We start from the raw sequence: 12,969 nt of genomic DNA, 5'->3' as shown, positions 1-12,969 counted from the left end.
ATCAGTCCACGACCAGAACCCGGGCGTGCAGAACCAAGCGCTGCTGCAGTGCCGCTCGCAGTGCGCGGTGCAAACCGTCCTCGAGGAACATCTCACCCCTCCATTCGACGACGTGGGCGAACAGGTCGCCGTAGAACGTCGAGTCCTCGTCGAGCAACGCGGCCAGGTCGAGCGTGCCCTTCGTCGTCACCAACTGATCCAGCCGCACCTGCCGTGGTGGCAGCGTCGACCAGTCCTTCGGCTTGAGCCCGTGCTCCGGGTACGGCTTTTCCTCCCCGACACGCTTGAAGATCACTCCCGGAGTCTAGCGGTGTCCGAGGTCTTCTGAGAGGTCATAAACGTCACCGGAACAGTCCAGAACCAAGACTCAACCTTTTGGAGGAGAAACACGTCATACCCAGGTTGTAGATCTTGAGGTAATAGGCTGCCGCCATGGCTGAGACAGGCGACGTCGTGGAGACCGTCAAGCAGGGGTATGCGTTCGAGGGGGCGGCGATCGAGCTCGGGGCGCTGTTGGTCGACGGCGAGCCGAAGCCGGAGGCGGCGGTGCGGATCCCGTTGTCGATGGTGAACCGGCACGGCCTGGTGGCCGGCGCGACCGGTACCGGTAAGACGAAGACGCTGCAGCTGATGGCCGAGCAGTTGTCGGCCGCGGGTGTTGCGGTGTTCGCCGCTGACATCAAGGGTGACCTGTCCGGGATCTCGCAGCCGGGTGCGAGCAACGACAAGCTGCTGGCCCGGACCAAGACGATCGGTCAGGAATGGGTCGCGACCGGCTTCCCGACCGAGTTCTACGCACTCGGCGGCCAGGGCACCGGTATCCCGATCCGGGCGACCGTCACGTCGTTCGGGCCGGTACTGCTGTCCAAGGTGCTTGGGCTGAACGACGTCCAGGAGTCCTCGCTGGGGCTGATCTTCCACTACGCCGACAAGCAGGGTCTGACGCTTCTCGACATCAAGGACCTGCGTGCGGTCATCACGCACCTCGCCAGCGACGAGGGCAAGGCCGACCTGAAGGACCTCGGCGGGCTGTCCGCGGCGACCGCGGGCGTCATCCTGCGCGCGCTGATCGGGTTCGCCGACCAGGGTGCCGAGGCGTTCTTCGGGGAGCCGGAGTTCGACACCGCCGACCTGCTCCAGGTGCGCGACGGCAAGGGCGTCATCTCGCTGCTCGAACTGCCGAACCTGCAGGACCGGCCGGCGCTGTTCTCGACCTTCCTGATGTGGCTGCTGGCCGACCTGTTCCACGACCTGCCCGAGGTCGGCGACGCGGACAAGCCGAAGCTGGTCTTCTTCTTCGACGAGGCGCACCTGCTGTTCAACGACGCCTCGAAGGCGTTCCTGGACTCGATCGCGCAGACCGTCCGGCTGATCCGGTCGAAGGGTGTCGGCGTCTTCTTCGTCACCCAGACCCCGAAGGACGTGCCGGACGACGTTCTCGCCCAGCTCGGTTCACGGGTTCAGCACCAACTGCGGGCGCACACCCCGAACGACGCCAAGGCGTTGAAGGCGACGGTCTCGACCTTCCCGAACTCGGCGTACGACCTCGGTGAAGTGCTGACCCAGCTCGGCATCGGCGAGGCGATCGTGACCGTGATGAACGAGAAGGGCGCGCCGACCCCGGTCGCGTGGACCCGGCTCCGGGCGCCGCTGTCGCTGATGGCGCCGGCTGCTGCGGATCAGATGACCGCTGCGGTGGCGGCTTCCGCGAACAACGCCAAGTACGCACAGGTGCTCGACCGGGAATCGGCGTACGAGATCCTCGCGAAGAAGGTTCAGGCCGGCGCCGAGCAGGCCCAGGCCGAGGAGCAGGCCAAGCAGCAGCAACAGCCGCAGGAGCAGCCGGCGCCGCGCGGCCGGGCGCCGAAGCCGGAGAAGTCGATGGTCGAGCAGGTCATCGGTTCGTCGGCCTTCAAGCAGTTCGCGCGGACCGCGGGCCGGGAGATCGTCCGCGGGCTGTTCGGCGCCGCTCGTCGCCGCCGGTAATCACTCTTACCCGACGCGCCGGGTCCGCTGAGCGGACCCGGCCGCCGATCCTGCGGTCCTGCGCGGGTGAGCCCGGAAACCTTTTCGAGACCCAGGGGTCCGCCAAAAACCGAACGATATAAAGGTTTTTGGCGTTTGATGATTGATCAAACGACTGAATCGGCCGGCCCTGATCATCGTTTCCACATTGTCATCCGGGCCGCTCCGTCGCGGATTGGGACCAGGCGCTCACACGCCGTACCGTGGGGGTGATGGTTGCGCAGAGTAGGCGATCAGTACGGAAATGGGCGCTCTGGACTTTGACGGTCCCGGCGTTCGTTGTTGTCGTGCTCGTCGACTTCGGCGCCATCGGGTACGGCGTTCAGGCCTATACCGAGTTGCCGAGCTGGCACGGCCTCGATGTGGTGGCCGCGTTGACCGTCTCGGCCCTGATCGCGGTCGAGGGCGCCCGTCGGGTGGAGAACCGGCGCCGCCGTGGTGGCGCGCTGCACAAGGACCTCGCCCCGGCCTGGATGATCGCGGCCGCCATCATCCTGCATCCGGCGATGGCGATCCTGGTCGTCGTGCTGCTCCGCATCTGGTGGCGGATCCGCGCCGGCAAGTGCATCCCGTACCGGTGGGCCTTCTCGACCGCAGTCCACGTGCTGGCCGTCGGTGCCGCGCACGCCGTCTTCCAGTCGGCGCGCGATCTGTTCGGCGGCGGTGAGCTCGCCCTGGTCGCCGCGATGGTGGCGACCGCTGTCACGTTCGTCGTGACCGACACCCTGTTGTGCGGCCTGGCCATCTCGCTGATCATCCCGGGCAGCACGCGACAGGAGACGGTCGGCGGATTCGACGACCTGTGCATCGACGTGACGGCCGCGATGTTCGGCTGTTTGCTGGCCGGCGCTTGCCTGATCAGTCCGTGGTTCGCGTTCGTGGCGATCCCGATCACGCTGACCGCACAACGCGCGCTGCTCCTCGGCCAACTCGAGTCCGAGGCGCAGACCGACCCGAAGACCAGCCTGACCCGCGTCGACTTCTGGCGCCGGCAGACCGAAGAGATGCTGCGCCGTACACGGACCCAGCGCGAGCAGATGTCCGTCCTGCTGATCGACATCGACCACTTCAAGCAGGTCAACGACCGCCACGGCCACCTCGTCGGCGACGAAGCCCTCCGCGCCGTCGCCACCATCCTGCGCAGCGCGATCCGCGCCAAAGACGTGATCGGCCGCTTCGGCGGCGAGGAGTTCGTGATCGCCCTCCCCGACACCGGCATCGACGAAGCCACCGTCACCGCCGACCGCCTCCGCCAAGCCGTAGCCGACAGCCCCCTCGCCGCCATGTGCGCCGGCGTCCTCGACTGCCCCGACCTCGACCCGGACGACTTCCAGCTCACCGTCTCGATCGGCGTCGCCGTCTACCCCGCCGAAGGCATCACCGTCGACGACCTCCTGCTCCAGGCCGACCGAGCCATGTACGCCGCCAAAGCCGCCGGCCGTAACCGCGTCCGCCTCGCCGCTGACCTCGGGAACATCAGCGCCCCGAAACCCCAGCCGGTGAGCGCCGCCGCACCTCCCGCCGATCGCGCCTAGCCGATCCGCTGGCTCTTTCGCGCCTTGGTGGTCTCTCGTGGGCACGGAGTGGCCTTGGCGTTCCACAAAGGCGCGTTCTGGGTCGGTACGGCGGGGATGGCTGGCCGCCGCACCGGACAAGCCGGACACATTGCTTGTGGCTGGTCGCCGCGGCGGCCGCGTTACATAAAGAGCTTGGCTGGGCCCGGCGGGTGGTTGAGGTACTGGCGAGGTCGGCGATCGCGTGACCGCTGCTTGAGGTGCCCGCTATGGCTGAGGTGGAAAAGCGGCGCCGGGTGGAAACTTCATGTCGCCATTTGCACAAAACGTTCCACCCAGATCTCCGGGTGGGCTGGTGGGTGGGGCTGGGGAGCTTTACCGGTCATTCCAGGTCAGTTTCGCTCCCCAGCGCGCCCGGATACCTGACGCATCGGGCGCTGGGGAGTTTCACCGGCGTATCCGCCTGCCGTTTCGCGCTACGCGTGACTTTTTCGGGTCTATACGCCGAAAAACTCACGCGTAGTGACGGTCGGCGCGGCTGGCGTGGCGTGGCCGGGCCAACAGCCGGGGGCTTGAACAAGAAGTGGTGGGCTGGGACAGGTAGTTACTTGTTCACGCCCACCACCAAGCCCACAGACCCCCGACAAGTGGACAGCGCCGCGACGAAAAGAGGCAACCAGCGCGGCGCCCGAGGGTCAGCCGGGCACGGCAGGACCCCACGCCTCCTTGCTGGCGTCTTTCACCACCGCGGAGGGTCACTTTCCAGGCATCCTCGCTACCGACCGCAACCACAGCGAGCACCTCAGACGGCGTGCACGCAGTCGCCAGCCTCGCCATCCCCCTCAGCCACGCGCCGGGCCGGGCCACCCTCGCACTGTAAATCGGCCGCAGCGGCGAGCAACCACACGCAGCGAGCTCGGCCGCATCGGAGCGCGCGGTCACCCCCCCCGCCATACCGCCAAAGAAAGTTTGCGACGAAGCAGAACCTTTCACGACTCCACCGCGTCCTCAGGAGTGACGGATGGAGAGTGAATGGTGAGCTCGGGAAGTCGTGACGACGACTTCACGGCGTTTGTGCTGGCCAGATCTGGGCGGTTGGTGCACTTTGCCCGGATGTTGTGTGGTGATCCGGGGCTCGCGGAGGACCTGGTGCAGGGCGCTCTCGAGAAGGCCTATCTGCGCTGGGAGCGGATCGAGTTGGCGGATCCGTTCGCGTATGTGCGGCAGGCCGTAGTCAACCAGCATCTTTCCTGGGTACGGCGTAGGCCGTGGCGGGAGCGGCCGAGTGGGGCTGCCGCTGAGTTGGATCTGCTGTTCCTGGACAACCCGGTGGCGGATCGGACCGGCGAGGTCGAGGGGCGCGTGTCGGTCGGGGCGGCGCTGGAAACGTTGAGCCGGCGGGAGCGGGCGATCGTCGTACTGCGGTATGTCGAGGATTTGACGGAGCGGGAGACGGCTGCGGTGCTCGGGATTGCGCTGGGCACGGTGAAGAGTGCGAATGCGCGGGCCCTCGACAAGCTGCGCGCGGTACCGGAATTGAGTGGGGTGGCGCGATGAACACCGAGGACGAGCTGCGGGCTGTGCTGGCCCCGGACGGCAGCATCGCGCCGCTGGATCCGTCGCGGGTGATTGCGGGAGCGCGGAAGCGTCGTACGATCCGCAGTTTCGCGGTCGCGTCCGCCTCGGTGGCTGTGGTCGCGGTGGCTGCGGCGGGATTCGTGCTGGGGCAGGGGCCTGCCAGTACGCCGCAACCTGCCGGTCCTGGGCCCGTGATCACGCCTAGCCAGACGCCGCACACCCCGAGTACGCCGCCGCTCAAGGAGCCGACCCCCAGCCGGACGGCGAGTACGCCGCCGGGTGGAGACCCGACTCCGGGCGGCGTTCCGACTCCGAGCAGGACGCCGACCGACACACCCCGGACACCGCCAGATAGCCCGGGGCTGCCCACGCCGACGAACACACCGTTTGGTACGCCGACGAACACGCCGAGCAAGGCGCCCGAGCCGCCGACCCGGAACTGAGTTCCTGGCCGAGCAGAACCTTTTCGCCACCAGGTCGCGTCCTTCAGCCTGACCGAACGGCGAAGTGGTGGCGGAGGGCAACTAATGACTGAAGTAGGCCGGAAGCGGCGGACGACCCGGATCGTGCTGGGCGGCGTCGCCGCGGCAGTGGCGGTGCTGATCGCGGTTGGCGGGACGGCAATGGCACGCAGTGGTGGCGGAGATGGCGGTACGCCGTCGCCGACCCCGAGTGTGGTTCCGAGCGACGCGCCGACGCCGCCGACGGAGACCCCGAGCCAAGTCCCGAGCGACGCGCCGATGCCGCCGACGGCGACGCCGAGCCCGGGCGAGCCGCCGCGGACTCCGACGAAGGCGCCGATGCCGAGCAACGCGACTCCGTCCGACGCGCCGCGGCCGCCGACCAAGCGGCCCGAGCCGACGCCGACGGCAACGCCGTCCAGGGCGCCGTACCCGACGCCGACCACCTCCCCGAGCAGGTGGCCGGAGCCGACACCGACGGCGACCCCGTCGAGGCCGCCGTACCCGACGCCGACCAGGACTCCGAGCCAGTCGCCGGGTAAGTAGGCACGAACACGTGAGGGGCCGGGTGATCCACCCGGCCTCTCACTAAGTCAGCAGGCGCCGAAAGTATCGGCCGACACCCACGCCTTTGCGACGTACATGCCGGTGTGAACGCGTAGCCAGACATTGCTGGTGCCCTGCGAACCGGTGACGCTCTGCCCGGTGGTCTGGCACTCGACCGTCACCTGCGCCGACTTGCCGGCCATGCCGACGACCGCGCCGCTGGAGTTCGCCGTACTGCGAAGGTTCAGGTAGCCCGACGTGATCGAGACCGTGCCGCGGCCGCCGTCACCTGTCCACAGGTAGGTCGCGTCGACGAAGCCGTTGTCCGACAGCTTGAGCGCGTCCCAGAAGACGCCGTCGGCGAGGTCGATCCCGGCCGGGTTCGCGACCTTCCGGCCGGAGCCGTCCTTCCCGCCGTTGTAGCCGTCCTGGTACGCCGCCTGCGCCTCAGGCTTTCCCTGCGGCAGGTCGTTGAACGTCTCGCGGGTTGCGCTCGGGTTCCAGTAGTCGTCCTTGATGTTCCACGGGCCGACATCCCAGACCGGCTCGAACGCGCACCGCGACGCCGTACAGACCTTGACGGTGTAGTTGCCGGAGCCGTTGCTCGCCAGGCCACGCCGAGACGGCAGCGCGACGAAGTGGTCACGGCTGGCAATCACGTGCCCGTTGGCCGTCGTACCGCCGACCAGGCCCTCGCGAGTGGCGAAGACGCGCGACTTGAGTGGCGCTGCCTGGACGGTCATCGGGCTGACCGCGACCTTGTCGGTCGGCTGCACGCTGACGTCGGAGATCGAGGGCTTGGCGCCGCTGAAGATGACCCGCAGCTGCACCTGGTCGCTCGCGCCGGGCAGCACGGTCCGCATGCCTGCGACCGCCGGAGTCCACTCCGACCAACGGTTGTTGACCCAGGCCCGTACGTCGACATCGGCCGGCGTACTGAGGTTGTAGTTGGCAACGACCGCTGAGGTCGGTGCAGTGAAGTGGACCGGCGCCAGTTCGGTGAGGCCGTCGTACCGGGTAGTCCTCGAACTGGGGTTGCTCGCGGCTGAGCTCGGGAGCGCGAGCGTCCCAAGGGTGAGACCGGCGACGAGACAGGCTGCGAGCTTGGTTGTTCGGGTGATACGCATCTCGCAGGACCTCCGAGCGGTGCCAAAAAAAGAATTCTGTGACAGAACAGAACCTAGTCGATCACTCAAAGGGTTTGGACTCATGTGACAGAGGCTGAGGAGATTCGATGACCCGGACCGCGGACGCCGATTTCGAGCGCTTCGTGCAGACCCAGTCAACCCCGCTGCTCCGTTTCGCGGAGATGCTCTGCGGCGATCGGCACAACGCCGAGGACCTGGTGCAGCAGGCGTTGATGAGGTCGTATCCGAAATGGCACAAGCTGGACGGCGATCAACTGCGCTATGTCCGGCGGGTGCTGGTCAACCGGTTCCTCACCCAGGCCCGCCGGCGCTGGAACAACGAAGTACCCAGTGATCCGGTTGAGAACGATTGGGACCAGCGAGCGGTAGCGGACTTCGCCCAGCAGGTGCAGACCAGAGAGGCCGTGCTCTCGGCTTTGGCTGGTCTGACTGTTCGGGAGAGAGCCGTCGTCGCGCTGCGCTACTCGCAGGATCTCTCCGAGGCCGAGACAGCCGAGCTGCTGGGCATGGCCCCCGGAACCGTGAAGTCGACGGCCTCCCGGGCGCTGGCCAAGTTGCGTCTGGCACCCGACCTGATCGACAGCGTAAGTGGAGGAAACTGATGAGTGACGAGCAGCGGGTACGCAGCGCTCTCGAGTACGACGTGGAGCCGTTTGCTCCCAATGCCGGAGACCTGATGCGTCGCAGCAAGCGGCTTGCATGGGCACGGCGTGGACTGGCCGCGGCCGGTGTGACCGCGCTGGCCGGGACAGTGGCCACGGTGTCTGCTGCCGTGGGCGGTCCGGCTCCGGTTCCGGTGAAGAACCTGTTCGCCGGGGCGCCGAAGCCGCCGGTGGTGGCGCCGATCGAGACGCCGTCGGTCGACCCGAGCTGCCTGCCCAGCAAGCCGGGGCAGCCGAAGTTGCCGGTAGCAACGGTTTCGGTCGTGAAGACGATCGACCCGAACCAGCCGCCGGCGGTTCCGACCACCAAGCCGAACCTGCCGGGCAAGCCTTCGGTGCCGGTGCAGGTTCCGGGCAAGCCGACGATCCCGACGGCCAAGCCGACACTGCCGACAACGAAGCCCAGCTTCCCGACCACGAAGCCGAGCTTCCCGACGACCAAGCCGTCGTTCCCGGGCGGTACGCCGTCCTTCCCGACGACGAAGCCGTCCCTGCCGGGCAAGCCGACACTGCCGACAACGAAGCCGTCGTTGCCCGGTAAGCCGAATCTCCCCAAGCCCTCGGTCCCGACGGCCAAGCCGTCGCTTCCGAGCAAGCCGAACCTGCCGACGGCGAAGCCTTCGCTGCCTGGCAAGCTCCCGACCACGCTGCCGGACTGCGTGCACGGCGTACCGACCACTGCTCCTTCCCTGCCGGGGAAGCCGGGCAAGCCGTCGGTTCCCGCGCCGAAGCCGAACGCGCCGAAGCCCGCCGTACCGACTGTCAAGGTCTCCGGCGGCGTCAAGGTCACGGTCGAGCCGGGCCAGCACCCGAAGGGTCAGCCGTCGTTCCCGACGACCAAGCCCTCGTTCCCGACCGCGAAGCCCAGCGTTCCGACGCCGAGCTTCCCGACCACCTTCCCGACCGGCCACCCCTCCTCAGGCCGGTAGGGATTCGGTCACCGGTGAGCAGGCGGCGGGCGGAGCCTCCTCCTCACCGGTGACCACCATTACCGCCGGGCCCGCGCAGGCCCGGCGCCACCGAGCGGCCCCGCTCCGGCATCCTCCCCCCGCTGCCGGAGCGGGGCCGTTGTCATGCCAGCTCGCGGAGCACCTCGGCCGTTTCTTCGTTGGCCGGATAGAACGACTCGATCATCAACTCGGAGACGGTGATGTCGAGCGGTGTGCCGAAGGTCGCGATCATCGTCAGCAACGACAGCCGCTGACCTTCATACATGAGCTCGATCGGTACGACGACCTCCGCCGGCCCGGGCTGCACCGGCCGATCGTCGGTCGCGTAGCCGCGGAACTCGTCGTACAGATCCCGGAGTTCGGGGTCGGCGGTGCTGGTGATCTGGCGTTGCAGACTCGAGAGAGCGGCCGCGCGAACCTCGGCCAGGTTGACGATGCGGCCGGCCAGGCCGTCCGGGTGCAAGGTCAGCCGGAGGGCGTTGATCGGTGCCTTGAGCAACTTTTCGTCGACGTCGGTGGTGAAGATCTTGATCCCGGCGTTCGCCTCGACGATGTTCCACCAGCGGTCGACGACCAGTGCCGGATACGGCTGATGCGCTTCGAGCAGCCGGCGCAGCGTGCTCCGGACCGCCAGCATGGCCGGCGAATGCAGCGATGACTCGCTGTAAACCGGCGCGTATCCACCGGCCAGCAACAACTGGTTGCGGTCCCGCAGCGGTACGTCGAGATGCTCGGCCAGCCGCAGCACCATCTCCCGGCTCGGCTGCGACCGACCGGTCTCGACGAAACTCACGTGCCGCGTCGACACCTCGACCCGGTTCGCGAGATCGAGCTGACTCAGCCGCCGATGCTCGCGCCAGCCGCGGAGGAGCTCGCCGACCGGGCGCTGGAACGTCTCTGTCATGCCCCTGACGGTAGTCGGCGGCGTAGACATTGCCATTACCTCTGACGTCATCGACCGGCCGCCGAAGCCACGGCAAGGTTCTGGCTATCCGAACCGACCAGGAGGACACCATGACCACACAGCACCTCGCCGACCAGTACTTCGCGACCTGGAACGAGCCCGACGCCGACCGCCGGGCCGAACTGATCGCCGCGACCTGGGCCGAGACCTCGACCTTCGTCGACCCGAGCTTCGAGACCCACGGGTACGACGAGCTCAACAAGTTGATGGGCGCCGCCCAGCAGATGTTCCCCGGCCTGTCCTTCGTCCGAGTCGGTGAGATCGACGACCATCACATCTACCGCCGCTGGACCTGGCACCTCAAGGCCGAGGGTCAGGAGCCGGTCGCCGGCGGCACCGACATCGTCCGCGTCGACGCCGACGGACGCATCACCCACCTGATCGGCTTCCACGACTTCGCCCCGGAGCACTGATCGATGGATTGCTGATAGTCGTTCGGCGGAGGCCGCGAGGCCCCGCCGCGTCGTAGGTTGCTGAGCATGTGGAAACAGCTGAGTGGGGTGTTGGGGACAGGGGTACTGCTCGCCGGGCTGGTCCCGGCGGGTACGGCGGCTGCGGCCGGGCTGACGTGGAAAGAGTGCAAGCCGGGGGCGGTTGAGCAGTGCGCGACGCTGAAGGTGCCGCTGAACTGGGCGAAACCGTCGGGGCCGACCACGAATATCTTCGTGGTTCGGGTGCCGGCCAAGGACCAGGCGCACAAGCGCGGGTCGCTCGTCTTCAACCCGGGCGGCCCAGGTGGTGCCGGTGGGTCGATCTTCGAGGCCGGGCTGGCCGATGCGTTTCTCGGGCCGCTGCGGGACACCTATGACCTGGTCAGCTTCGACCCCCGCGGTACGGGGGCGAGCAGTCAGCTGAACTGCGGTCCGGTACTGCGGCCCGGCGTACCGGTCTTCCCGAAGACCAAGGCGCAGTACGACGCCATGGTCGCATCGAGCCGGAAGACCGGCGAGCAGTGCCTGAAGCAGCACGGTGAGCTGATGCGGAACCTGGACACCCGGACCGCGGCGCGCGACATCGATGCGATCCGGGCTGCGTTGGGGGAGCGCAAGATCAGCTTCTTCGGGATGTCGTACGGGTCGTTCCTGGGCACGATCTACGCGCAGATGTTCCCGCAGCGCGTCGACCGGATGCTGCTCGACGGGATCGTCGACCACTCGCAGGGCTCGACCCGCTTCATGCTGGAGGAGGCCAAGTCGATGGAGAGCGAGTTCAACGCGTTCATCGATTGGTGCGCCTCGGACGCGGCCTGTGTTCTGCACGGCCAGGATGTCGGAGCTTTGTGGGACAAGACGGTCGCCAAGGCCGACAAGACCCCGCTGACCAGCCCGAACGGCCCGGTCACCGGTGACGTCATGCGGATGGCACTGCCGTCGTTGCTTCCGCGACTCGAAGCGTTCGGCGCCGACTGGACCGGGCTCGCCGGTGCACTCGCCGCTGCCGCCAAGGGCGATGGCTCCGGATTCGGTACCAGCTACATCGGCTACCCCGAGACCGCGTATGCAGCCGTCTCCTGCATGGACCTGCCCGGCGAACTCAGAGGGTACGCCGACGCTCGCGCCCGGATGGCTCTCGCCAAAGCCGTCGCCCCGCGCGTCGGTGCTGCGGTCGAAGGCTGGGTGATGGCGGCCGCGTGCTCCGGCTGGCCGATCCCGCCGAGCAACCCGTGGCAGCGCACGCCTGTGCACGGCGTACCGCCGATCCTGATCGCGTCCTCGTCGAACGACCCGTCCACGCCGGTCTCAGGGGCCCGCGGCCTGGCTCGCCAGATCGACAACAGTCACCTGTTCATCGCGCAGGCGCACGGACACACGGCGTACCTCAACTCCGAATGCGCCCGCACCAACATCACGGCGTACTTCCTGAAGGGCACGCTGCCCGCCAAGAACGCCTGCCGCTAAAGCAGCGCTTTGAGCAACCGCTCGCAGCGCACGGGGTCCTCGGTCAGTCCGTTGGCAAGGCCCCACGACCAGTAGGACACCGCGCGGAACACAGCCCAGTCGCGGGCCCGGTCACGCACCAGGCCCGCCTCTTGGACAACGATCTCGAAGTACGGGGGAATCTCGGTCATCTCGTCGAGTTGCATCCAGAGGACGCGGCCGAGGTCGTACTCGATGTCTCCCCGGTACAGCAGGGGATCGACCGTGATCCATGGCTCGCGGGCGCCGGCCAGGACTTGGTGAACATGCAGATCCCCGTTGACCGAGAGGTCGCTCGCCGGCTCGACCAACCGCGGCCCGATCTCGAGCGCCATCCGCAGGAAGGCGACGTCGAACGGGCGTTCCCCCTCCTCCCACCGCTGCTCCAGCTCGATCAACCGCTGCCGCACGATCTCGCCGGTGGAGCGAGCCTCCGGCTTCGGCGGTACGGCGAGTCGCCGCATCACCTGGCCGAGAACCGCCATCGCCTCATCGAGCGGGCGGGTGGCGAGCGGGGTGGTGAGCCGTTCGAGGAGCATCGCCCCGGCGGCGGCATCGACGTCGTACAGGTAGACCATCCCGCGGCCGTCCCACCAGCGGAGTGCATCGGCCAACGCGTCGACCTCGGGACCGGGCCGGTTCATCCGGAGGACGAACTGGTCGCTGCCACGAGTCACAGGGATCACCAGCGCATGCGAGCCCCAGGCGAGTGGGCCGTCGACCTGAAGATTCCAGGTCGCGCACTGCGCAGCCACCAACCCTGGAAGCGCGTCCATCCACGTGGCGCCGTCGCTCCACCACCGCGACATCTCCCGGAACCCGTCCGGCACCTCGATCATCCGTGGAGCCTAGGTCCCGAGCGCCGACCCAGCCCAACCCTTTTCCGCAGACGTTTCAGGGGTCAACCCCTGGGGTTGTTGGTTGGCCCCGAAGAATCCGGCGGTGCAACCCACCAGCTCGGGGGTTGACCCCTCAGGCGTCAGCTAGCTGTGTGGCGGGCGGAGCTGCGCCACTCACCAAGTGGGGGCGGTGGGGGTTTTCGGGTGCGGGCTGAGCGTGCGGCCGACGATGCAGCGCAAGTTGGATGCTCCTATGGATGTCAAGCAGCGGTTGGCTTGGGGTTTGGTTGGCGTAGGACGTAGTAGATCTCGCGGGCGATGAGGCGTTTGAGGCAGCGGATGATGTCTTTCTTTGACAGGCCTTCG

The 12,969-nt window shown here is 67.7% G+C and carries 13 protein-coding genes; 9 read left to right on the top strand and 4 right to left on the bottom strand.

Annotation, left to right across the window (positions count from 1 at the left end; all coding sequences use genetic code 11):
* Position 1 precedes the first annotated feature (1 nt).
* Entirely contained in the window at positions 2-295 is a 294-nt protein-coding gene (locus E1263_RS25450) for a type II toxin-antitoxin system VapB family antitoxin (protein WP_132171656.1), read from the bottom strand.
* 137 nt (positions 296-432) lie between these two features.
* Between E1263_RS25450 and E1263_RS25445 the strand changes: the two genes are divergently transcribed.
* From E1263_RS25445 to E1263_RS25425, 5 genes are all read left to right on the top strand, one after another.
* Positions 433-1,986: a helicase HerA-like domain-containing protein gene (locus E1263_RS25445; protein ID WP_132171654.1), complete on the top strand. Its 1,554-nt coding sequence runs from the start codon at positions 433-435 to the stop codon at positions 1,984-1,986.
* Positions 1,987-2,237: 251 nt separating this feature from the next.
* Positions 2,238-3,560, top strand: a complete 1,323-nt coding sequence (locus E1263_RS25440) for a GGDEF domain-containing protein (protein ID WP_132171652.1) — start codon at positions 2,238-2,240, stop codon at positions 3,558-3,560.
* 1,011 nt (positions 3,561-4,571) lie between these two features.
* On the top strand, positions 4,572-5,096 hold the full coding sequence (locus E1263_RS25435; protein ID WP_132171650.1) for a SigE family RNA polymerase sigma factor: 525 nt from the start codon (positions 4,572-4,574) through the stop codon (positions 5,094-5,096).
* Entirely contained in the window at positions 5,093-5,560 is a 468-nt protein-coding gene (locus E1263_RS25430; protein WP_132171648.1) for a hypothetical protein, read from the top strand. The genes E1263_RS25435 and E1263_RS25430 overlap by 4 nt, the downstream gene beginning before the upstream one ends.
* Positions 5,561-5,644: 84 nt before the next feature.
* Positions 5,645-6,124, top strand: coding sequence for a hypothetical protein (locus E1263_RS25425; RefSeq protein ID WP_132171646.1), 480 nt, complete (start codon positions 5,645-5,647; stop codon positions 6,122-6,124).
* A gap of 47 nt (positions 6,125-6,171) precedes the next feature.
* Here E1263_RS25425 and E1263_RS25420 read toward each other — a convergent pair whose 3' ends face one another.
* Complete coding sequence (locus E1263_RS25420) at positions 6,172-7,251, bottom strand: hypothetical protein (protein ID WP_132171644.1); 1,080 nt, start codon at positions 7,249-7,251, stop codon at positions 6,172-6,174.
* 107 nt (positions 7,252-7,358) lie between these two features.
* Between E1263_RS25420 and E1263_RS25415 the strand changes: the two genes are divergently transcribed.
* Complete coding sequence (locus E1263_RS25415; RefSeq protein ID WP_132171642.1) at positions 7,359-7,874, top strand: SigE family RNA polymerase sigma factor; 516 nt, start codon at positions 7,359-7,361, stop codon at positions 7,872-7,874.
* A complete protein-coding gene (locus E1263_RS44100) occupies positions 7,874-8,863 on the top strand; it encodes a hypothetical protein (protein ID WP_132171640.1) in 990 nt (329 codons plus the stop codon). The genes E1263_RS25415 and E1263_RS44100 overlap by 1 nt, the downstream gene beginning before the upstream one ends.
* A gap of 142 nt (positions 8,864-9,005) precedes the next feature.
* On the opposite strand, the gene E1263_RS25405 is transcribed toward E1263_RS44100, so the two are convergent.
* Complete coding sequence (locus E1263_RS25405) at positions 9,006-9,788, bottom strand: helix-turn-helix domain-containing protein (RefSeq protein WP_132171638.1); 783 nt, start codon at positions 9,786-9,788, stop codon at positions 9,006-9,008.
* A gap of 110 nt (positions 9,789-9,898) precedes the next feature.
* On the opposite strand from E1263_RS25405, the gene E1263_RS25400 reads away from it, so the two are divergent.
* Together E1263_RS25400 and E1263_RS25395 are read left to right on the top strand one after the other, a co-directional pair.
* The gene (locus tag E1263_RS25400; RefSeq protein ID WP_132171636.1) at positions 9,899-10,261 is read left to right on the top strand and encodes a nuclear transport factor 2 family protein; all 363 of its coding nucleotides are present in this window, start codon (positions 9,899-9,901) and stop codon (positions 10,259-10,261) included.
* Positions 10,262-10,327: 66 nt separating this feature from the next.
* Positions 10,328-11,746 carry an alpha/beta hydrolase gene (locus E1263_RS25395; RefSeq protein WP_132171634.1) on the top strand — a complete coding sequence of 473 codons (1,419 nt, stop codon included), beginning with the start codon at positions 10,328-10,330 and terminating at the stop codon, positions 11,744-11,746.
* On the opposite strand, the gene E1263_RS25390 is transcribed toward E1263_RS25395, so the two are convergent.
* The gene (locus E1263_RS25390; protein WP_132171632.1) at positions 11,743-12,603 is read right to left on the bottom strand and encodes an aminoglycoside phosphotransferase family protein; all 861 of its coding nucleotides are present in this window, start codon (positions 12,601-12,603) and stop codon (positions 11,743-11,745) included. The genes E1263_RS25395 and E1263_RS25390 overlap by 4 nt on opposite strands.
* Between the last annotated feature and the right edge of the window lie 366 nt (positions 12,604-12,969).

This window comes from Kribbella antibiotica (assembly GCF_004349055.1).
Classification (GTDB): Bacteria; Actinomycetota; Actinomycetes; order Propionibacteriales; family Kribbellaceae; genus Kribbella; species Kribbella antibiotica.
The sequence above is the reverse complement of the archived record's forward strand: the minus strand, read 5'-3'. Positions and strand labels throughout refer to the sequence as shown.

Coding starts and splice junctions, on each gene's coding strand:
- E1263_RS25395 (WP_132171634.1), top strand. CDS start 10,328: ATGTGGAAACAGCTGAGTGGGGTGTTGGGGACAGGGGTACTGCTCGCC.
- E1263_RS25420 (WP_132171644.1), bottom strand. CDS start 7,251: ATGCGTATCACCCGAACAACCAAGCTCGCAGCCTGTCTCGTCGCCGGT.
- E1263_RS25430 (WP_132171648.1), top strand. CDS start 5,093: ATGAACACCGAGGACGAGCTGCGGGCTGTGCTGGCCCCGGACGGCAGC.
- E1263_RS25390 (WP_132171632.1), bottom strand. CDS start 12,603: ATGATCGAGGTGCCGGACGGGTTCCGGGAGATGTCGCGGTGGTGGAGC.
- E1263_RS25405 (WP_132171638.1), bottom strand. CDS start 9,788: ATGACAGAGACGTTCCAGCGCCCGGTCGGCGAGCTCCTCCGCGGCTGG.
- E1263_RS25425 (WP_132171646.1), top strand. CDS start 5,645: ATGACTGAAGTAGGCCGGAAGCGGCGGACGACCCGGATCGTGCTGGGC.
- E1263_RS25400 (WP_132171636.1), top strand. CDS start 9,899: ATGACCACACAGCACCTCGCCGACCAGTACTTCGCGACCTGGAACGAG.
- E1263_RS25435 (WP_132171650.1), top strand. CDS start 4,572: ATGGTGAGCTCGGGAAGTCGTGACGACGACTTCACGGCGTTTGTGCTG.
- E1263_RS25415 (WP_132171642.1), top strand. CDS start 7,359: ATGACCCGGACCGCGGACGCCGATTTCGAGCGCTTCGTGCAGACCCAG.
- E1263_RS25445 (WP_132171654.1), top strand. CDS start 433: ATGGCTGAGACAGGCGACGTCGTGGAGACCGTCAAGCAGGGGTATGCG.
- E1263_RS44100 (WP_132171640.1), top strand. CDS start 7,874: ATGAGTGACGAGCAGCGGGTACGCAGCGCTCTCGAGTACGACGTGGAG.
- E1263_RS25440 (WP_132171652.1), top strand. CDS start 2,238: ATGGTTGCGCAGAGTAGGCGATCAGTACGGAAATGGGCGCTCTGGACT.